Annotated in this window: 15 protein-coding genes and 1 riboswitch; of the genes, 7 read left to right on the top strand and 8 right to left on the bottom strand. The window is 55.1% G+C overall.

Going from position 1 to position 19,946, the window contains the following annotated elements; genetic code table 11:
- Positions 1-52 precede the first annotated feature (52 nt).
- Positions 53-889, bottom strand: a complete 837-nt coding sequence (locus SH528x_RS33155; RefSeq protein WP_442507699.1) for a 3-deoxy-manno-octulosonate cytidylyltransferase — start codon at positions 887-889, stop codon at positions 53-55.
- A gap of 136 nt (positions 890-1,025) precedes the next feature.
- Positions 1,026-1,311: riboswitch (cobalamin riboswitch) on the top strand.
- Positions 1,312-1,658: 347 nt separating this feature from the next.
- Here SH528x_RS33155 and SH528x_RS33150 point away from each other — a divergent pair.
- From SH528x_RS33150 to SH528x_RS33140, 3 genes are all read left to right on the top strand, one after another.
- Positions 1,659-2,456, top strand: a complete 798-nt coding sequence (locus SH528x_RS33150) for a DUF1559 family PulG-like putative transporter (protein WP_442512225.1) — start codon at positions 1,659-1,661, stop codon at positions 2,454-2,456.
- Between the two features lie 82 nt (positions 2,457-2,538).
- Positions 2,539-8,580 carry a DUF4465 domain-containing protein gene (locus SH528x_RS33145; RefSeq protein WP_442507698.1) on the top strand — a complete coding sequence of 2,014 codons (6,042 nt, stop codon included), beginning with the start codon at positions 2,539-2,541 and terminating at the stop codon, positions 8,578-8,580.
- Positions 8,581-8,586: 6 nt separating this feature from the next.
- Complete coding sequence (locus SH528x_RS33140; protein ID WP_442507697.1) at positions 8,587-8,793, top strand: DUF1289 domain-containing protein; 207 nt, start codon at positions 8,587-8,589, stop codon at positions 8,791-8,793.
- 213 nt (positions 8,794-9,006) lie between these two features.
- Here SH528x_RS33140 and SH528x_RS33135 read toward each other — a convergent pair whose 3' ends face one another.
- From SH528x_RS33135 to SH528x_RS33125, 3 genes are all read right to left on the bottom strand, one after another.
- Positions 9,007-11,055 (bottom strand): PTS sugar transporter subunit IIA, encoded by a 2,049-nt coding sequence (locus tag SH528x_RS33135; protein WP_442507696.1) that lies wholly within the window; start codon positions 11,053-11,055, stop codon positions 9,007-9,009.
- 437 nt (positions 11,056-11,492) lie between these two features.
- Entirely contained in the window at positions 11,493-11,993 is a 501-nt protein-coding gene (locus tag SH528x_RS33130) for a hypothetical protein (protein ID WP_442507695.1), read from the bottom strand.
- A 34-nt stretch (positions 11,994-12,027) separates the two neighbouring features.
- A complete protein-coding gene (locus tag SH528x_RS33125) occupies positions 12,028-12,222 on the bottom strand; it encodes a Flp family type IVb pilin (protein ID WP_442507694.1) in 195 nt (64 codons plus the stop codon).
- A 426-nt stretch (positions 12,223-12,648) separates the two neighbouring features.
- Between SH528x_RS33125 and SH528x_RS33120 the strand changes: the two genes are divergently transcribed.
- Genes SH528x_RS33120 through SH528x_RS33110 form a run of 3 tightly spaced genes read left to right on the top strand, consistent with a single transcriptional unit; the run spans position 12,649 to position 16,633 of the window.
- Positions 12,649-14,418 (top strand): hypothetical protein, encoded by a 1,770-nt coding sequence (locus SH528x_RS33120; RefSeq protein WP_442507693.1) that lies wholly within the window; start codon positions 12,649-12,651, stop codon positions 14,416-14,418.
- Positions 14,415-15,695 (top strand): CNNM domain-containing protein, encoded by a 1,281-nt coding sequence (locus SH528x_RS33115; protein WP_442507692.1) that lies wholly within the window; start codon positions 14,415-14,417, stop codon positions 15,693-15,695. Before SH528x_RS33120 ends, SH528x_RS33115 begins: the two co-directional genes overlap by 4 nt.
- Positions 15,692-16,633: a CNNM domain-containing protein gene (locus SH528x_RS33110; protein WP_442507691.1), complete on the top strand. Its 942-nt coding sequence runs from the start codon at positions 15,692-15,694 to the stop codon at positions 16,631-16,633. Before SH528x_RS33115 ends, SH528x_RS33110 begins: the two co-directional genes overlap by 4 nt.
- Position 16,634: 1 nt before the next feature.
- On the opposite strand, the gene SH528x_RS33105 is transcribed toward SH528x_RS33110, so the two are convergent.
- Both SH528x_RS33105 and SH528x_RS33100 read right to left on the bottom strand, forming a co-directional pair.
- The gene (locus SH528x_RS33105; RefSeq protein WP_442507690.1) at positions 16,635-16,925 is read right to left on the bottom strand and encodes a hypothetical protein; all 291 of its coding nucleotides are present in this window, start codon (positions 16,923-16,925) and stop codon (positions 16,635-16,637) included.
- A 200-nt stretch (positions 16,926-17,125) separates the two neighbouring features.
- A complete protein-coding gene (locus SH528x_RS33100) occupies positions 17,126-18,043 on the bottom strand; it encodes a tetratricopeptide repeat protein (RefSeq protein WP_442507689.1) in 918 nt (305 codons plus the stop codon).
- A gap of 209 nt (positions 18,044-18,252) precedes the next feature.
- On the opposite strand from SH528x_RS33100, the gene SH528x_RS33095 reads away from it, so the two are divergent.
- Positions 18,253-18,690, top strand: a complete 438-nt coding sequence (locus SH528x_RS33095; RefSeq protein ID WP_442507688.1) for a hypothetical protein — start codon at positions 18,253-18,255, stop codon at positions 18,688-18,690.
- Between the two features lie 67 nt (positions 18,691-18,757).
- On the opposite strand, the gene SH528x_RS33090 is transcribed toward SH528x_RS33095, so the two are convergent.
- Positions 18,758-19,264: a Fur family transcriptional regulator gene (locus tag SH528x_RS33090; protein WP_442507687.1), complete on the bottom strand. Its 507-nt coding sequence runs from the start codon at positions 19,262-19,264 to the stop codon at positions 18,758-18,760.
- 211 nt (positions 19,265-19,475) lie between these two features.
- Positions 19,476-19,748 carry a flagellar biosynthesis anti-sigma factor FlgM gene (locus tag SH528x_RS33085; protein ID WP_442507686.1) on the bottom strand — a complete coding sequence of 91 codons (273 nt, stop codon included), beginning with the start codon at positions 19,746-19,748 and terminating at the stop codon, positions 19,476-19,478.
- Between the last annotated feature and the right edge of the window lie 198 nt (positions 19,749-19,946).

Genomic DNA, 19,946 nt, shown 5'->3' with positions numbered 1-19,946 from the left:
CATACCCAAATGGGAAAAAGACGGAAGTCGTCGCAAACCCACAGAATTGCATTTAGCGGATCCGCTCAGCAAACGCTTGGAAATCGGCTTCGGTGTCGATGCCCGGCGCGGCTGATTGGACGCGTGCGACCACGATTCGCTTGCCTGCTTCGATCGCTCGCAGTTGCTCGAGACGTTCGGATTGCTCCAGCGGGCTGGGCGGTTGCTTGGAAAACCATTCCAAAAAATCGCGGCGATAGGCATACAATCCGACGTGGTGCCAAAACAGCGGTGGTTCCATCGCGAGCGATTCGGGGGTGACCCCACCGCGAAAATGAGGCACCGCCTCGCGGCTGAAATAAATCGCATTACCGGCAAATTGTGGGTGGTCGGTCGGGTGGGTGGCCTGCCCTGCCCTGCTCTGCCCCGTTTCGCACCCACTCGTCGTTTCGCACCCACTCGCAGCGACCACAATTTTGACGCAGGCCGGATCGTGCAGCAGTGCCTCGCTTCGGATGGGGGTTCCGATCGTGGCGATGTCGGCCTGGTCATCGTTGATCAGCACCGACCCGACGAGATCAATCGTCTGCGGATCAATTTCGGGCTCGTCGCCTTGGACGTTGATAAACGCGTCAAAATCGGGGAATTGAGCTGCAACCTCGGCAATCCGATCGGTGCCGCTAGGGCAATCGACGCTGGTCATCACGCATCGGCCGCCGAACGAGTTCACCTCATCGGCAAGTTTGGGGTCATCGACTGCGACCACTACGGCGTCGGCAATGCTGGCTTTCGAGGCTGCTTCCCAGGTGTGACGGAGTATGGACTTGCCCCCTGCGCTGCGAAGCAGTTTTTCGGGGAGTCGAATCGAAGCCAGACGAGCGGGAATGACGATCATGCAGCGATTGTTCATCAGGTTTCCGAAGTCCTCGTGTTTTGAGAAAATTCATGCTCACGCTCCTCATGATCCCGTCAAAAGTGGGTCAAGGTAAACAGGGGCGACCTTGCAACTTGGGCGTTTGACAATGATTTGGCAAGCCGATAGAGTCGTCAATTAACGGTGAGCGGTGCCGCAAAGTCAACGGATCTTGGATTTTGCGGAAACAGGGAACTTCGGTGAAATTCCGAGACGGCCCGGCCGCTGTAACGGATGTTGTTCGCGAGGAATGTCGCACTTTGTGACGTTTTCGCGAACCGCCAACGTCTCACTCTTTCGTGCCATTGTTCTTCAAATCGCGTTTGTCGCCATCGGGCGTCGGCCGATTTGGGAATGAGAAGGCGGAGAAGCTGGCATGCGTCCTAAGTCAGAAGACCTACCGCGTCACCGGATGCTTTGGAACTCGCTGCACGCAACATGGTTGCCAACAACCCTGTTGTGCTTACGCAGTAATTCTTGAAAAACCTTCTTGGGTGAGGTTAGCGTCATGATCGAACCGTCTCGCTGTGCAAAAGGCGTTTTGCAGTGAGTCGCTGTTGTTGATTTTCCTTGGCATGAATGCTGTCGGCTACCCTCCCCTGCCCTTCGCGTTTGCGAATACAGCGGTGGACATCCGGCGACATCCACTCGGTCTTCCCTATAAATCGTTGGCGGTACGTCGATGAGGTTCCTCGATTGTGAACGAACAAACCCGTTGTGGGATAGGCTTCCAGCCTGTCATCCGCGGTCGGTTTCGCGCTCACACATAAATCGATCAAGCTCTCGCGGTCACCAGCGAGGCTTCACGCTGATCGAGCTGTTGGTCGTGATTGCCATTATCGGGACTCTCGTCGGATTGCTTTTGCCGGCGGTACAGGCGGCTCGCGAGGCCGCACGTCGGATGCAGTGTCACAGTCGTTTGCATCAGATCGGTTTGGGGCTGCAGAACTATCACGCCGCCTTCAACCAGTTTCCCATCGGGGTGATCCAACCACGCCCGCTGTGGCCCAAAGGCAAAGAGTTCGCATGGTCGGCGATGATGTTGCCGCAACTCGAACAGACCGCGGTTTGGCAGCAGATTGATTTCGGCGTTCCGTATGACGACCCGAAAAACGCAGCCGCCGCAGCGTCGGTCATTTCGACATTCATCTGTCCTTCGACACCTCGCAGTGACAATTTGAAAAAAGGTCGCGGCGTGACCGATTACGGCGGCATCTACGGCGAACGAATTCTGACCACCAACAATCCACCCTCGGGAGTGATGATTTACGACCGAGCGTTGCGTTTTCGTGACATTTTGGACGGCACTTCGACGACGGTCGTGGTATCCGAGGACGCTGATTTTCCGGATGGCCAATGGATCAGTGGAAAGAACTTGTTTGATCAAGCCTTTCCGATCAACAAGGCCCCCAGTTTTGAAAACGACATGCGAAGTTTTCATCCGCAAGGAGTCAATGCAGCCTTTGCCGATGGATCGGTTCGTTTCCTCAACGAGAGCATGGATCTGACTGTGTTAGCGGCAATTTGCACGCGCGCGGGTCATGAAGTGGTCTCCGAATTTTGATTTTTATACTGTTTGTAACATTTTGTGTCGCTCGAGATTGAACTCCTGCACACTGATACTCTCCACACAATAAACAACCAATATGCGTCAACGTACAAACCAACTCCGCCGTCGCCGCCGACTGACTACCGAACTACTCGAGGATCGACGATTGTTGGCCGCGGGGCCTTATGCACCTGCGGCGGACCAGATTGGCAGCACTGCGATCGCGATGGATGATCCCGCAATCGTTGCCTGGGCAACCGATTGGAAACAATACACTCCCGGTACCGAAGTCAGCGCGACGTTCCAAACACCCGACAAGGCGTTAGGGCCCGCGGTGGGAAGCAGCTTCGATATCGTTTCGCTCGGTCGTGGCGGCGAGATCACGTTGCATTTTGATATTCCAATCCGCGATGGACTGGGAGCTGATTTTGCTGTCTTCGAAAACAGTGTGACCGACACGTTTCTCGAACTCGCCTATGTCGAAGTTTCCTCGAACGGCACCGACTTCTTTCGTTTTGATACCGACTCGTTGACCGAGTCATCGGTCGGTGGTTTTGGCAGCGTTGATCCGACGAACATTGATGGTTTTGCCGGAAAGTATCGCCAGGGATTTGGGACGCCCTTCGATCTGAATGATCTGGCAGGTGTCAGTGTAAATTTAGATGTCAGTGCAATCACTCATGTTCGACTCGTGGATATTGTCGGCGACGGATCGCAAACCGATTCCAGTGGTGACACGGTCTATGACCCCTTCCCGACCGTGGGCAGCGCCGGGTTTGATCTCGATGCCATCGGCGTAATCAACCAAGCTCCCTATGTGGTTTCGTCAGTAGGATTTGAGGATGTCGGTCAGTCGCTAACGCCCGAGTCGCACTGGAACGGGCCCGTTTCCGGTGGCACGACCAGTGAGGGACCCTTTGGAGATCAAGTCACCAAGGGGGAATTCACGAGCGACGAAGCTCAGTTAAATAACGCCTACTCGCTTGATTATGGTTCATGGTCGGGTTGGGGGTACTCCAACGAAACCAACACTTCGACCCCAGGATTTGCCAACCAATTCAGTGCCATCACCGGTAGCGGTGCGAATGATTCAGCCACCTACGGAGTGTCTTTTGCCTCATCGACGGGTGAGGATGTCGCGAAGGTTACGTTGCCCGAAGATGCGGGATCGCTGCGGTCGATTCAGATCACCAATACGACATACGCCGCCTTGTCGATGCAGAACGGCGACTCGTTTGCGAAGAAGTTCGGCGGAGCGTCAGGGGCCGATCCTGATTGGTTCCTGTTGACGATCGAAGGTAAGGACGATTCGGGTGCGAGTGTTGGAACGGTCGGTTTTTATCTAGCCGATTATCGCAGTGACGATTCTTCGCTGGACTACATCGTGGATGCGTGGACCGAAGTTGACTTAAGCTCGTTGTCCAATGCGGATTCGCTCGAGTTTTGGGTCACCTCGTCGGACGTGGGCGTGTTCGGAATGAACACCCCCGCCTACTTTGCGATGGATGAATTGTCCTTTTTGACCCCGGGAATCGCAGTCGATGTGCTGGATCATAGGATTGTCGAAAACGCAGGTGCCACCGCGACCACCGGCCGGGTGACACGCGGCGGGGATGACTTGTCCGCCGCGATGACGGTTTCCCTTTCGAGCGACATCGCGGGACTGATCATTCCGGCGACAGTGATGATTCCCGCTGGCCAAGCCTTTGTCGATTTCGCAATCGGGATGACCGATAACAACCAAGGTAACGGGGATATTGTGGCGTCGATCACGGCAACCTCAGGCGACTTGCAAGCGGTTCGCGGGATCACGATCATCGACGACGAGGTTCCCACATTGACGGTGTCAGTGGCCTCCGCAACGATCGGCGAAGGAACCACGGTTTCCGGAACGCTGACTCGGATCTATGCCGACACGAGCCAAGCACTGACGGTCCAACTATCGAGTTCTTCGCCAACAATTGCTTCGGTTGACTCGACGGTCACCATTCCCGCGGGCGCGTCCTCAGCGACCTTCACGATATTAGCCGTCGATGATGGTGTTGATAATGGAACCACCAGGGTTCAGTTCACCGCGGCCGCGGCTGGTTTTATCTCGCTGTCGAGTTCGGTCGATGTCAATGACAACGACCAGCCTGCGATTCGGGTGACCGCGAGCCAAAGTACATTCAGTGAATCCGATGCCGCTGCGACCACTCGGTTTGAAGATTTAGGCATCGGACTAGCCAACGAATCGTTCGACAATGGGGCCGGCGGAAATGGGCAATTCATCAGCGATGGCTTAACTCTGAACAACGCCTACAATGCCACCTACGGTTCATGGTCCGGTTGGGCGATCTCCAATACGACCGATACGACGACGCCCGGCTACCTGAACCAATACAGTGCGATTGCAGGTGCCGGAGCGTATGGTTCACGGACGTACGCCGTGTCATCAGGCTACGCCGCCGACCTGCCTAGCATTACTCGCGCCAGCGACAACGGTGTCGGATTCCAACAGTTGTCGATCACCAACACGACTTATGCCGGATTGTCGATGGCCAACGGTGACACGTTTGCCAAGCAATTTGGTGGCGATGATGGATCCGATCCTGATTGGTTCTTGTTGACGATCGAAGGCGTGAACGAAGCCGGTCAGTCGGTCGGAACAGTCGAGTTTTATTTGGCTGATTTTCGTTTCGACGATGACACGCTCGACTACATCGTTGACGATTGGACAGTGGTCGATGTGTCGTCACTCGAGAATGCCGTCAAGCTCGAGTTTGCATTGAGTTCGTCGGACGTCGGCTCGTTCGGAATGAACACGCCGGCCTACTTTGCTGTCGACGATATCGTGATCGCCCAGCCAATTGATCCCGCCAACCCGACTCCTTCAATCACAGTGTCGCGACAAAATGTCGAAGTGTCCGAATCCCTCGACGTGATGCTCACCAGCAGTGATGCGAGCCAAGTGCGAGTGCCGATGTGGGTGACGATTCCTGCCGGACAATCCTCGATCCAGGTGCCGCTGAGCATTGTCGATGACATCGTTGTCGACGGCGACGTGGTCGTGACGATCACTGCCACTGCTGATTCGCTAACGAGTGAAACCACGGTAACGATCGAGGATAACGATCAGTCGACGTTGACGGTTACGCTCGGTTCGAGCGAGCTGAATGAGTCGCTTGGTAATGCAAACGCAGACTTTGAGGATGCGGGACAGCGACTGCTCGATAACTCGTTCTACAAAGGCCAGGACGGTGCGGGAAGCTTCCAATCGGGAAACCTTGTCTTTGCCAATAACTACAATCCGGCTTGGGGATCATGGTCAGGTTGGGCGTTTTCGAACACAACTGACCAAACTACGGCGGGTTACGGAAACCAGTTCAGTGCGTTTGCAGGAAGTGGAGCGAATGGATCGTCGACCTACGCCGTGGGCACGGGTGCGACCGGCAGCTCGGCGGCAGTGATTCAGAAGAACAGTGACGGTTTGTTCGACTCGCTGATGGTCACCAACACGACTTACGCAGCACTCTCGATGACCGAAGGTGACGCATTCGCTAAGAAGTTTGGTGGCGAATCCGGCAACGATCCCGATTACTTGTTGTTGACGATCGAAGGATTGGATGCGAACGATCAGTTGATTGGAACCGTGGAATTCTATCTTGCCGATTATCGTTTCGTCGATAATTCATTGGACTACATCGTCCAAGATTGGACCCAAGTCGATTTGACGCAAATCGCAGCAGCCGATCGCCTCGAGCTCTCCGTCGCTTCGTCGGATGTCGGAGCGTTTGGGATGAATACGCCCGCCTATTTTGCGGTCGATGATGTGCGTGTCCAACCCGCTGCCGAGCTTGCGGGACACGGCATTGTTCATCGCAATGATGATGATTTGTCGAATCCGCTCGTGGTGACAATCAATGCCGACCCGTCGGGCAGTTTGTTATTGCCCACAACGGTGACGATTCCCGCGGGTAGCGCCGTCGCGCAGTTCTCGTTTGATGTGATCAACGATCGCGTTGCTAGTGGCGACAAGACGATCGCCGTCTCCGCCGCGGTGGATGGTTACGCATCGGCGCCGGGGCAGCTCAGCGTGGTCGATGACGACGAGCAACAGGTTGGATTGTGGCTTGATCAATTGATCTTCGCCGAAGACGCCGGCGTAGGTGCGGTGACGGGCGTGATTTCACGAAATGATGCCAACCTAGACTCGGCACTCGAGGTGACCCTCGATGTTGGTTCCGCCAGCGGCATCGTGTTGCCCGCGACCGTGACGATTCCTGCGGGCAGTCGCTCGGTCGCCTTTGCCGGTGACGTCGTCTCGGACGGATTGGCGGGTGAGGATCAAACTGTGACGATCACGATCCAGGCGGATGGCTATTTGGATTCCACCGCCTCAATCGAGCTGACCGAAGTGGATCAAGCTGGCTTGTCGATCGAGTTTTCGGCTGCTGCGGTCAATGAAGATGCCGGCGAAGCCGCCGTTGGATTGACCGTGTCGCGAAATACCTTGGACATATCCGAGTCGCTGGTGGTTTCGCTCAGCGGCGTTGTCGATTCGCGCCTCGACCTACCTGCAACGATCACGATTCCCGCAAATGAACGATCGGCATCGATCACGATCGATGTGATCAACAATTTGCGGCCTGATGGTGATCGTGACGAAACGGTGACTGTCACTGCCGACGGTTTCGCCGACGGTGTGGGCACAATTCAAGTCAGCGATGACGAAGTCGCGGAAATCGAACTCGTGGCTAGCGGTGATACGACACAAGTCAGTGAATCGGGGACGTCGGATACTTTCGAAGTTCGCTTGACGGCACAGCCGACGACCGATGTCGTACTTGCGGTCGCCGAATCCGACTCGGGTGATTACGAGCTCGATAAGACGCGGTTGGTGTTCACGAGCGAAAACTGGAATGTTCCACAAACGGTGACCGTAACCGGCATCGCTGATTTCGTCATCGAAGAAAACGAGTCCCACTCACTCGTCGTGTCGGTGGTTTCCGAGGAATCGGACGCTGCGTTTGCCAGTGCCGCATCGGCTTCGCTGCCTTTGGTTATCGAAGAAGTTGCGATCGAGAACATCGAATTGGTCAGCCAAGATGACGTGTTGATGATTCGTGATCTCGATTCCGAGAACACCTTTGCTTTGACCGATACGGAAGACGGATTGCAGTGGGTGGGCGACGATCGCGCTCAGCACCTGAGTGTGGATGCCGCTGTCGTGGGTGACCAATCGGTCACGCTCGATCTGGCGGGTGGAAACGACGAGGTTACGCTAACGGGTTTGTCGACGTTGAAAATCAACGGCGGCGAAGGGTTTGATCGCTTGACTGTGACACTGTCGGAAAGCGAAGTCGATCTCGCTGCGTTCCTGGCTAACCAGATCAGCGGTTTCGAAGAAGTGGTGATCGCGACGACCGAGGCGAAATTGCTAAGTCTGGATGCCAACGCAATCGCTCAGGCGTTTGGTCCCGACACTTCGATGGTGCTCCACATCGGCGTGTCCCAACTCACCGCGAGCACGGGTTGGACGCTCGCGGATCCAACCTTCGTGTCCGGTGTGTTCGCACAAGTGCTTCGTTTTGAAGGGGTTGAGATATTGGTGATCAGCGATTCGCCTTGGCGAAATTCGCGAGATCGATGGGACGTCAATAACAGCGGATCCGTGACCGCGTCGGACGCGCTTGCAATCATCAACCGATTGCCGTTGCAAGGACAATCGAGTCTGCCAGTGATCGAATCGCTTGCTGATTTTACCGGGATGTATTATGACGTTTCGGGCGACGGCAAAGTTACGGCACTGGATGCATTGAATGTGATCAATCGTCTGAACAAGAGCATCGAGACGCCGCCGGCTGAGTCCGAATTGGCGACCGCCCTGCCCCGGCCTGTTTCGACCGCTATGTCGACCACTGTGAGCCCAAGCGTGCTGGCCAATCCGGCCGAAACCGATGCAGCGGTCGAATCCACCGAAGGCGTTTCGCTGACACCCGCTGCGGGACTATCTCGCAGCACTGCCGAGATCGTCGATGAAGTGATGCGGGAATTGGCGGGTGATGGATTCGCTGCCAATGACGTGGTAGACGATTTCAGTTTGAACGACGAACTCGAGTCGTCGTCGGACATGTTCGATTGGCAATTGCTAGGGTAATTCGCAATGAGTGATCCCACTGCAAATGGCAATGATGATGTGGCATCGCCATGCATCGGAACGTGTTCGCTTGATCCAAGTGATCTTTGTGTCGGCTGTTTTCGCAGTCGCATGGAGATCGCTCGTTGGTCAGGTGCTTCCGCAGCGGAAAAGCAAGCGATCGTCCAGCAAAGTGTGCAGCGTCGCCAAGCACGCGACCAGTCGGCACAGTAGTATTCCTTTTGCTTTGAGAGATCAAGCTCAGGGTAGCGCAACTCACGAAGAGTTTCGGCGGGCACCCTAAACTGCCGAAAGTCTTGGCGACTTTCGCTACGATCGCGTAGCTAAGGTGCGACGCCAAGGTCAACGGTCGACGAATTACTCGTCTGCGCCCGGCAACAGGCTAGAAGCCTATTCCACTTCGACAGGCTGGAAGCCTATCCCACACTAGCCTGGTAGGCTGCTGGAGGATTCGTTTGGCGTTTCCGCGGCGTCGAGCGCCGCAAGATGCTCTTTTTTGAAAAAGCGATTTGCCAAGATCCGAATCGGTACCAACAGCGTGATGAACAGCGGAAAGACAATCGCGATCGCACTACTTTTAATCACCCACAGGACTGCCAAACAGACGAGTTGTAGAATCGTGTATAGATGCACGACTCGTTTCGGGACACGTCGCATGTAGTGCGTTTGTGGGTACAGACTGCTTTCCATGGGCAGCAGCGTGAGACGCTCGAGGAACTGGTTGCCTTTCATCGACACCAGCCCCATAAACAGGAAGACGCCGTACAGCACCGCCATCGGAACCATCTTCAATAGGGCCAATGCAATCAGCGATCCGCCGATGCCCAGATGAATGGCTAAACCAGTCAAGCGTGTTTCGCGGACGTGAATCACACGGTCGCGTCGCTCGCCGCTACGTGTCACCACTTCTTCGACATCCGCCAAACTGCGGACGTGATTCAGCGATCGCACGGTGGCAGCAACCAGCCAAGGAAGTCCGAATAGACTGAAAACGCCGGTCAGCACGCCAATCACGCCGAGGTCCCAGTGATACGCGGTTCCTTTCTTCAGCCGATGATCAGCGCTGTTGACCAAGCGAGCGGTGATATTCTGGTCCAGGAAAATCAGTACGGCGCCGAGTACCCCCGGTATCGCTGAGGCAAACCACACCCACTTCGGTGCATCCATCGGATTGACAAACCAAGATCGACCGCCATGAAGCGAGGGAGCGAATTCATTGGGAATATCGAGTTTTGCCAGTTCGACGTTGCTCAACCAGATACCGACCGCACTCATCGCGACCAATGCAATCGTGGGGCCAAAGTCGCCCAGCAGTTCACGCATCCACGGCAACAAGAATCGACTGCGGCGGAACGCTTGCAAGTTCATGGCCAAGTACAACGTTCCAAGTGCTAGCAGCAGTGTCAGCAACGCATGCGATGGGTTGGCAACGTCATTGATGTCTTGGGATTCGCGGGCCAGCGACGAGATGGCTTCGTAGATGTAGATGACTGAAATCAATGCGGCAAAGATTTCGTCAGTAAAACGCGTAAAGTAACGCATCAAAGCGCTCGCGTCGGTAACTGCCAACAAGATTGTCAAACCGCCGGCCCACAGACTGACGCAGGCGTACGTGGGCAGAAAAGGAATTTCGAGCTGAACGCACAAAGTATAAAGCGTTGTGATGAACACCAACAATGGACCGGTGGTCCCGATGATGTTCAGCGGTTGACCAGAAAACAACGCATACAAGGCTCCTCCGATCGCGGTTGCCAAAATCGTTTCGACTGCCCCGATTTGTCCACCGGTCGCCACGCCCATGATCCCGCCAAACGTGACGGTCGGGGCCAAACACGCAAAGAACAGAAACATGATCGAAGCGATGCTCTTGCCATGCACGCCATCGCGAAAATCGGAAAAGTAATAAGGCAGGCGACGGCGAAAATCACCGATCAATCCGCCGGCAAAACGACCGGTCCAGCGTAACCCTTTGTGAACATCGGTTTCCGGTACAGGTGCGGTCGGGGCAATCCGAGTCTGAAAATGCTGGAACGCTTCGGTCAGCCCCACAGCGTTCTTGGCATGGCGAAGCTCGTAACGAGCTTCCGAATCGCTCATGAAACGAGCAATCGCGGCCAGCGTGTCGATATGACGCCGAGCGGCTTTTTCGGGCCCGACCAGCATAAAGATGTAAGAGACCCCGACTCCGTCGAGGGCGCCCGCATTGATCGGATGCCGCAAGCGGGCAAAAACGACCAGCGGTTCGGTTAAGATTTCGCTGTAGGCATGCGGAACTGCAACCGCCTGGCCAATCGCCGTGGCTGCACTGTGTTCTCGCTGCAGCAGCAATGAGAGGATGGGGTCCCGTTGCTCGGGGGTGATCGTTCCACGGCGGGTAAGTTCATGGGTGATCTTACCCAGCGCGTCATCGAGGCTTGATGCTTCAAGGTCCAGGATGCATCGATCCTCGCTGAAAGATTTTTCGAGCAACTCCATGCTGTCTTGTCCACTTTCGCGTTGATTCGGTCAGGATGTCGCCTAAGAGTATGCCATATCACGAGGCATACGACGATTGCGGACAGGGCGATTGACGACCCAAAGTGGAAATGGATGCAAAAATCGACACATCTGGGTGAACGTCACCACTGGTTCCCCGGGCTCCTGCCAACGCCGTGAACGATTTTCTGGTAGCAAATTACAGCAATTGCGTTTCGTAGCTACGCTCGCCAGAGCGTGGATTGTTGGCGCGCAAATGCGAATCACCACCTTCTGGCGAAGGTAGCTACCAGAAAATCGTTCACGGCATTGGGCTCCCGTCTGCCGTGCGTGAAAAGACGAGGCGGGAGCCTCGAAAGCAGTGCGTTCCCAGACAGAAGCCTAGGCAGGAGCGTTTTTCGCCGGCGATTACCGAAAAGTGTCCAAAATTCATCCGACTACAGAAGAACGTCAACGACTTCTTTGGGCGAATCCGCTGTTTTTCGTGGCCCCGTTGGATTCTGCGACTCTTCACGCAACACCAGCAGTTCTTCGCGGACTTCGTTGAACAATTCCGCGATTTCGCTCCAGTGATCGTTTTCGCGAAAATTTAACGGACGAGGGCTCTCGCCGGCGATCAGACGTTGCAGTTCACCCCGCAGGCGACAGATCGGTCCGGCAAATCGGTTCGTGGTCGCCAGCAGATCGTAGGCGGCAATCGGCAAAATCACGAACAGCCCTGGGATCCAAGTGATCGCGTCATCGAGACATTCGATCATCCGGTCGGTCGTGGTGCCGTCGCGGTCCGACAGAAAAACGGTACAGCCGAAGACGACACTGTAGTACAGGATCGCCGCAAACGTGTAGAGCGCCACACGGCGCAAAATGGCCCCTTGAACATGCGGATCGGCAATCACATGTTTGCGAGTCGAGTTAGACGAAAATCGTTTCAGGTCCATCGTATTTTGTCCGCAGATTTGTCCGTTGTTAGCACTAGCTGCCGAACGCACCGTCGATCGCATTGCCCGACGTCACAAAACTTTCTTGCGTTTTCGTGGCCAAAAACGAGACTGAACTGATGCAAACGGCAAGGATCAACGCCAGCATTACTGCGTACTCGACTGCCGTCGGGCCGTCTTCTTCTCGCAAGAATTCGACGACCGCGCGTTTAAAAGATGGCTTGATCATGATGGTTTGTTCTTGTCGGTATTTCATCGCGATTATGGCTTGCCCCAAGCACCTGTATTAAAAGCCAGCCATTCGCTTTCAGTGCTTTCTGTAAAACTCGGACTCCGTTATCAAAACCATAGTGCGCTATGGCGCGTAGTACGGAGGGCTTCCGTTGGGTCATGCTGATTTTGTGCGATAGATGGCCGAAGAGGCTGGATTTGCGGATTAGATTGATAAATCATCAAACACACGGCCCGATGGGGGATTTCCCAAGGATTGGCATCCCTTGGGCCGGAGTGAAAGGTGCGATCTGCTGCGAATGGACCCGGAAAACGTCCCAAATTGGCGGCCAGAGGCGGATCCATGGTGGCTGTATCGCCACGATGGGTTTGTTAACCTGTAGACAATCGTATTATTCCTCATCACCGCCACGTTAACATCAGCATGCTCGGACCCGTATTTAATCGCGAAGCGTTGGTCGTTCCGAAACGGCCCAAGACCTACCTCAGTCGAGGCGTCTACGTGCTGGTGCTGTTTTTGCTGCTGTGCACGGGGTATTTGGTGCTCGACGGCTCTCGGTCACTGTTGACGACTTCAGATTCGGCTCGCTTTGGCGGCTGGATGTTTGCCTTGTTGTCGCCGTTGCAATTTTTGGTGCTCAGCAGTTTGGCGGCCGTCGGGGCTGCGAGTAGTGTGGCGCAAGAAAAAGATCGCCGCACACTCTTACTGCTCTTGATGACGCGGCTGAGTGGTTTTGAGGTCGTCGTAGGTAAATTGACGGCCAGTCTGCTCGGGCCGCTCTCGATGCTGGTTTGCGCGTTGCCTTTGTTTTTGGTGCTGCCGCTGCTTGGTGGCGTCTCGCCCGCACAAGTGCTGAGCGTCTTTGTGGTGACAGCCGCGACGATCGTGTTTGCTGGTTCGGTCGGTACCGTCGTCGGATTGTGGCGCGAGAAAACATTTCAAGCGATTGCGTTGACCGTGCTGTTGTTGCTGATGTACATGGCAATCGCCGAGATCATTGCAGTCATCGGCGGGGTTCCCGAAACAGTCGCTTTGGCACTCAGTCCGCCTCGAGCCCTGTTGGCGGCGGCCTCGCCGTTGGCCAGTCTGTCGAGCGAGACGGCGATTGGGATCAGCTACTTTGTCGGGCTGTCGATCTGCATGTCGATCGCGACGTTGTTGTTTGGCGTGATGAAGGTTCGTATTTGGAATCCGTCGCGTGACGTTCGCTTGAAAGCACCTGAACCAGAAACGTCCGAAGAGCAGCGAGAATATTCCGAGCCAGCGACTTGGAAAGTGCGTCAGGCACGCCAGGTCTGGAAGAATCCGATTTTGTGGCGCGAGATCATGACCTGGGCTTATGGCCGCAAAGTAGTCGTGATCCGAGTCGCCTTTGTTGCCTTGTTCTTGTTGGTCACCGGCGCCCTCTATATTCAAATCGAAAGCGGAGTGGCGATGGAACCTGCGGGCCGGATTGGCCGCGCCCTTCCCGCTGCGACGTTGCCATTGGCGGCGCTGGGCGTGATCAGCTTGGTATTGGTGAACGCGTTGGCGGTCAATGCAGTCACTGGCGAACGCGATGGATTGGCGCTGGACTTGTTATTGGTGACTGATCTTTCGCCCAGCGAGTTTGTGTTTGGCAAACTGCTGGGGGTGCTTTACGTTGCCAAAGAGATGATCCTGTTGCCGCTTGCGTTGGTCGTTTATTTGGCGGCCAACGGCGTCATGACGGTTGAGAATGCGACGTATATCTTCGTCGGTGCGATCACGTTGTATGTCTTTGTTTCGATGTTGGGCATTCACTCGGGGCTTAATTATGTGGCCGGACGCACCGCGACGCTCGCGAGTCTTGGGACCGTCTTTTTTCTTTGTGTTGGCATTGCGATTTGCATGACGATCATGGTCAGTTTTCGCGGCGCGTTCCAGCTTCAGTTGGCTCCATTTTTGGTCATGATTCTCGGCGGCGGGGCGGCGCTTTTCGCGTCGCTGGGGTGGCGGAATCCGTCTTCGGCAATCTTTGCCGCTTCGTTTTTGTTGCCCTTGATTACGTTTTACGCGATCACGCAGTTTTTGTTGCAAACCGACCACCTGTTTGTCGTGTTTTCGTTGGTCGTCGGTTACGGATTCACAACCGCTGCGATGATGATTCCCGCACTGAGCGAGTTTGATGTTTCGCTTGACCGCGATCGCGGCGCTGGTGGAGATTCCGCTTGAGTTCACTGTTAGCGGCTTGGGGATGGCTCCTGATCATGGGAGTATTGATCCTGCTAAGCGCACTCTTTAGCGGCAGCGAAGCCGCGTTCTTTTCGTTGCCTCACCGCGAGCGTTTGCGGCTGAAACGACGTGGCGTCACGGGGCGAATGGCCGCATCCATGCTGGATGATTCGGATCGCTTGTTGTCCGCCATCTTGTTTTGGAACCTATTGATCAACATGACGTACTTTGCGATCGCCTCGATCGTGGGGACCGATATTCAGAATGATCCGGCGGGCGGATCATCGCTGGCCATTGGCTTTACGGCCGGCAGTTTGATGGTGATTATCTTCTTTAGCGAGATGTTGCCCAAAAGTATCGCGGTGCTCGCGCCGGCGCGGTTGTGTTTGCTTGTCGCGCCGCCACTGAACGTCGCGGTCAAAATCGTTGGCCCCGTGTTGCCACTGGTCAAAACAACCAATCTTGCAGTCAGCCGTTTGATTTGGCCGTCGTTTCGCCCCGAGCCCGAAATTGATCTCGCGGATATTGAACGCGCGATCGAACTTGGAACCGATGACGCGGCGCTGCTGCAACGCGAGCGAATCGTGCTGTCGGGACTTGTCGAAATGGCCGAAATTCGCGTTGCCGAACTGATGCGGCTGAGAAGCAAATTACAACTCTACAAAGTTGACGAGCTCGATCAGATCTTTAGCCAGGAACCTCCGCTAAACGGTTACGTCTTGATTACCGCAGCGGATGGCGAATCGATCAACGCGGCCATCAGTGTTCGGCTTTTGCGTCCAAGTCAAATCGACGATATCGCCAATGCGATGGAACCGGTGATTTATGTACCCTGGTCCGCTCGCGTGTCTCAGGTGCTCGATCAATTAAATGATGATGATCGCAGTGTTGCCGTCGTCGTCAATGAGTTCGGCGAAGTGATCGGCGCGATCATGATTGATGATATCCTGCAATATGTTTTTGCCTCGCGTCACGCCCACGAGATGGATACGATTGGCGAAGCGACCATTCAAATGCTCGAAGAGAATCACTACCGGGTCCACGGATCCGCCAGTGCTCGTGCACTCGCCAAGCGATTAGGGATCGAAACGATCGAAGAAGGAGTGACGACGGTGGCTGGGTTGATTCAGCGGCACAACGAACGTCTTCCGCGAGTCGGAGATCACGCTCCGCTAGATCGTTTTACGCTCGAAGTCGTCGAGGAAAACAATGACGCAGTATGGATCGATGTTCGTGACACATCAAGTCAGTCTTCTTCGCCGGAGACGTTGTCGTGATTATCACGCTGATTATCTTTGTGATCGGGTTGATGCTGAGTGCGTTTTTTAGCGGCAGTGAGACCGGACTTTATCGAGTTTCGCGAACTCGATTGGTGCTCGATGGGCTCAGTGGTTCGCGAATGGCACGAGGTGTCGTATGGCTATTGAATCATCCGGCCATTTTTGTGGCCACGATGTTGGTCGGCAACAATATCGCCAACTATCTCGTCAGTCTGGCGATTGTGATGGCAGCACTAATCTTGTTTGGCGACAGCGCCAGTGCCGAGATCATTGGCCCTGTCTTGATGACGCCGGTGGTCTTTGTGCTCGGTGAATTGTTGCCAAAGTATTTGTTCTTTCACGCACCCTATCGGTTGTTGCGGGCGACCCGCCCTGCCCTGCTGTTTGCCACTTTGTTGTTCGCTCCGATCACGATTTTGCTCGGTTTGCTGGGTAACGCACTGCGTTTGATTACCGGCGAGACTCCGTTTCGCGTTCGTTTGGCGATGGCACGTGGTGAATTAGACCAAGTGCTCAGAGACGGTCATGAGGCTGGAATCCTGGCTGCCGGTCAACGTGTACTCGCGCAGAACCTATTTGAGGTGGGGAATCAACCTGCGGTTTCATACGGAGTGACGCCGCAACGATTGGCGATCGTCCAAGCTCCAGTGAATGTATTGGATGCAAAACACCAGGCTCGGCGTCGCAACCATCCCATCGTGCTGGTTCAACGCGGAGGGCGAATTATCGGCTTTCTGCGTTACGCCGATCTATGTGTGGCGAATCCGCGAGTCGATATCAAGCCGGTCATTCGTGGGCGTACCACGGATCGCCATTTGCGGATTTTGTTGCGGCTCTATGACGCCGCAAGTGATGTGGCGGTCTTGTTTGATGATCACGGCGACATGCGATCGGTGGTCACACGTCGGCAATTGCTGCAGCCGCTGATCAAATAAGTTATTTGGAATAGCCGAGAGTTTCGATCACCATCAGCATCTCGTCACACGTGATGTATCGTCGATGATGTTCCAACTTGTATTGGTCGATCGCGACGGCGAGTTGACGTCCGTCGTCGGAAAGCCCGCAATGCGAACTGCCGAATTGGCGACGTTCTCCGCCAGGCTTCGCTGCGCTGCTTCCGCGGCGATCAACAAAGGCATCGGGAGTGGACGCAGGGTGACTTGAAACCGAAAAGTTTTCCGGAGTTACCGCTGACAGATAGTTGGAGGGTACATTCGATTGTTGCATCTATTCACTCTTAGCTGGATGAGCGTGGTAATCCATCAAAAGCCTAGCTCGCAAAATCGAAAGGGGCGGCCGTCGGAACTGTTTTTCTGTCAGGTTTTCGACTTCACCTGAACAATTCGGCACCCGGTTTGGTTGAATAACCGTTACGGTCCGTATGAGCCGTCGTCGTGAAACGTGTCTGGCGATGTGTTGGGAACCGTTTATCGCAACCGCGGCGAACCGTTGATCCCGTGCTCTTCGTTGGCCAGTCGCTCTTGTTGCTTTCGGATCTCGTTAGCCCAGTTCGCGTCGCCGCCGAGCGAATTGGGGCCCACCGAATTGGGATTCAGCTTCAATGCCATCGCGAGAGATTCTTTGGCAGCTTCGACGTTGCCTTGATCCAGCAGCAAGGTGGCGAGCTCTAAACGCGCCGTGGAATCGGCGGGATCTTTCTCGGCCGCACGCACAAAACATTTTTGAGCCTCGTCGCTACGTCCGAGTTGCCGCATCGCAATCCCCTGCAGCACATCGGCTCGGGCTGGTGTCGCATCGGTTCCCACTCCATCTTGCAACCGGTCAAGCGTCGCAAGCAGCCGCCCATAGCGGTGTTCTTGGTGGTAGATTTCTGCGGTCTGCAATTGCACTTCGGGAAAATCCGGTTGTAACGCTAACGCACGATGATACGCAGCCAGTGCATCGGGCAATTGGCCTGCAGCGAGCAGGCAATCCCCTCGCAATGCCCACACGTCTGCGGAGGTTCGGGCCGTTGCCAACGCGGCAAGACTTTGCTGCTGAGCCTCTTGGCCGCGTCCCACTTCCAGATACATGCGGCCAAGACGCTGGACACGTTTGGGGTCGCTGGCACTGAGCCGCACCGCTTGTTCCATGTGCTCAATTGCCGCGTCATGCTCGCCCCGTTGCCACAGCGACTCGGCTAGTCCCCAATGGGCGCGGTCATCGGCACCTGAAACGTCCAAGGCGTCGCTGAACAGCGTTTCAGCCACATCCCACTGGTTGTTGTGCATGGCTTTGAAGCCCTGCCCGGAAAGCCGCCTAGCCGCAATCGATTGTCGACTTTCACCGATCCGCCGAATCGAGCGGCAGCCGGCTAACGCCAACACCGCTATCATCAGTATCATGAGGGCGAAATTCGATTTCATTGAGGTCGATCGCGTTGGGAAAAGAACGTTCTTTGTCTCCTTTTAGCAAGATTTCCCTGCTAAATGCAATGTAAAGATCGGTGCGGGAAGCCCACTTCCGCATGTCTTTTTGACAAAGTTTTTTTCTGACCATCGTCCCTTCCGCGGCGGGGTTTGTCTCCGTCTTTACGCAAATTCAAAACGAGAAAATGCCAGCAACTTTTGACGAATTCGGACTTCGTTTTCTGTATCCGGATAACTGGAAAGCCGTTGTCGACGAGGATGAAGGCGGAAACAGTGCGACCTTGCAGCTGCCCAGCGGCGGGTTCTGTTCAATCGTCCGAGACCAGAGTCAGAATCTGGACGAGCAGATTGTTGACGAGATCCGCGATGCCATCATTCTGGAGTACAACGAGGTGGAATCCGAAATCCTGCCCATCGATACCTTCTTTGACAATGGTTTGGCAGTCGATCTGAAATTCTATTATCTCGATCTGCTGGTCATGCTGCGGACCATCGTGACGCGTATCGCAGAACAGCGATTTGTGATCCAGATCCAAGCTGAGAGTCGCGACTTTGATGCCAACGAATTGGTCTTCGGTGCGATTTTGAAACAGCTCCGCGAGTGCGTTCCAAGCGATGAATAAGTCGTTAATCGCTCCGCGATCAAAATGCATAATGCTTACGCCGCACCGCTAACAAAAGTCACGCTGCCTAAACTAGGTCTTGCTTTCGCTTTTTGCGGCGGTTCTTGCTGCATTCGCGACACACGCCGTGGATGATCATACGGTGACCCGAGATGCGGAATCCATGCTCGACTCCGACTTCTTCGAGCAGCTTGGTGAGCGGCTCGCTCTGAAATTCGAACAGCTCGCGACATCGTGTGCAGTACAGATGGTCGTGCTGGGGGTAGCCGTAATCGTGTTCGTAGACCGTGCGTCCCTCGAGCTGGAAGCTTTTCAGCAGTCCGGCGTCGACAAATTCACGCAGCGTTCGATAGACCGTCGCGCTGCTGACATAGTTCTTGGCCCCTTTGCGAGGCAAGCGGTCAATCAGTTCGTCGGCATCAAAATGGTCGTGATGGCTAAAGACTTGGTCCACCAACGTTTTCCGCTGGCTGGTTTGTCTAAGCCCGCGCGTCTGCAAATACTCCTCAAAACGCTCTTGAGGGGTTAGCGAAACGTCAATCGGTTGAAGCGAAGGAGATGATGAGTCTGACACGTTGACAAGTATTGGCGGTAGCGTCGGTGCATTGCTGGGCGAATTTCGCCGTCCGAACGGAGGAAACAGCTCGCGGTGGTCCTCTTCAAAGAGTACACCAATTCTGCGAGCTGTTTGAATGCCCTAACACTGTCTTACCGCATATTTTCGACTTTGACCACGCCGAATCGGTGAAAACCGAGTCGGGATGGGTCGTGCGAGTGTCACTTCGCTATGCGAACTGGTCTAACATCCGCTCCAAGGCGGCGTCCATCTTCTCAGGGGTGTCGTAATTGCCGCTGGCGATTTGGCGACGAAGGTCGGCCACACGGTCGATGCGGATCTCACCGCCACCGGCGATGGCACCCTCAAGTCGGTTGACGCCCGACGCCGCACTGCTGATGTCGAGTTGATCCACAGGTGATGCGGATTGCTTCGGCGTCGCTAGATTGGGGGTCGGGGATTGGGTTCGTTGTGCCCCACCTGCGTTTTGCGAGGCGGACATACGAAAAGGGCCAAAAATTTGCATAATCTGATTGCTCCCGTTTGGGACTGGTGACTCCCATCAAACCACCCGTAACTCAGTGATGAGTCGCCGTGGGTTAGTTCGATGGATGCGAAAGCGCGTGAAATGACCGGGCCTATCCAGCAAAATCTTCCATGAGATCACTTGATTTTGACCGTTTCCGCTTCGGTCGTCAGC

It is taken from the genome of Novipirellula methanifontis, assembly GCF_052161655.1.
Taxonomy (GTDB): Bacteria; Planctomycetota; Planctomycetia; order Pirellulales; family Pirellulaceae; genus Novipirellula.
This window is presented reverse-complemented; position numbering and strand designations above follow the sequence as displayed.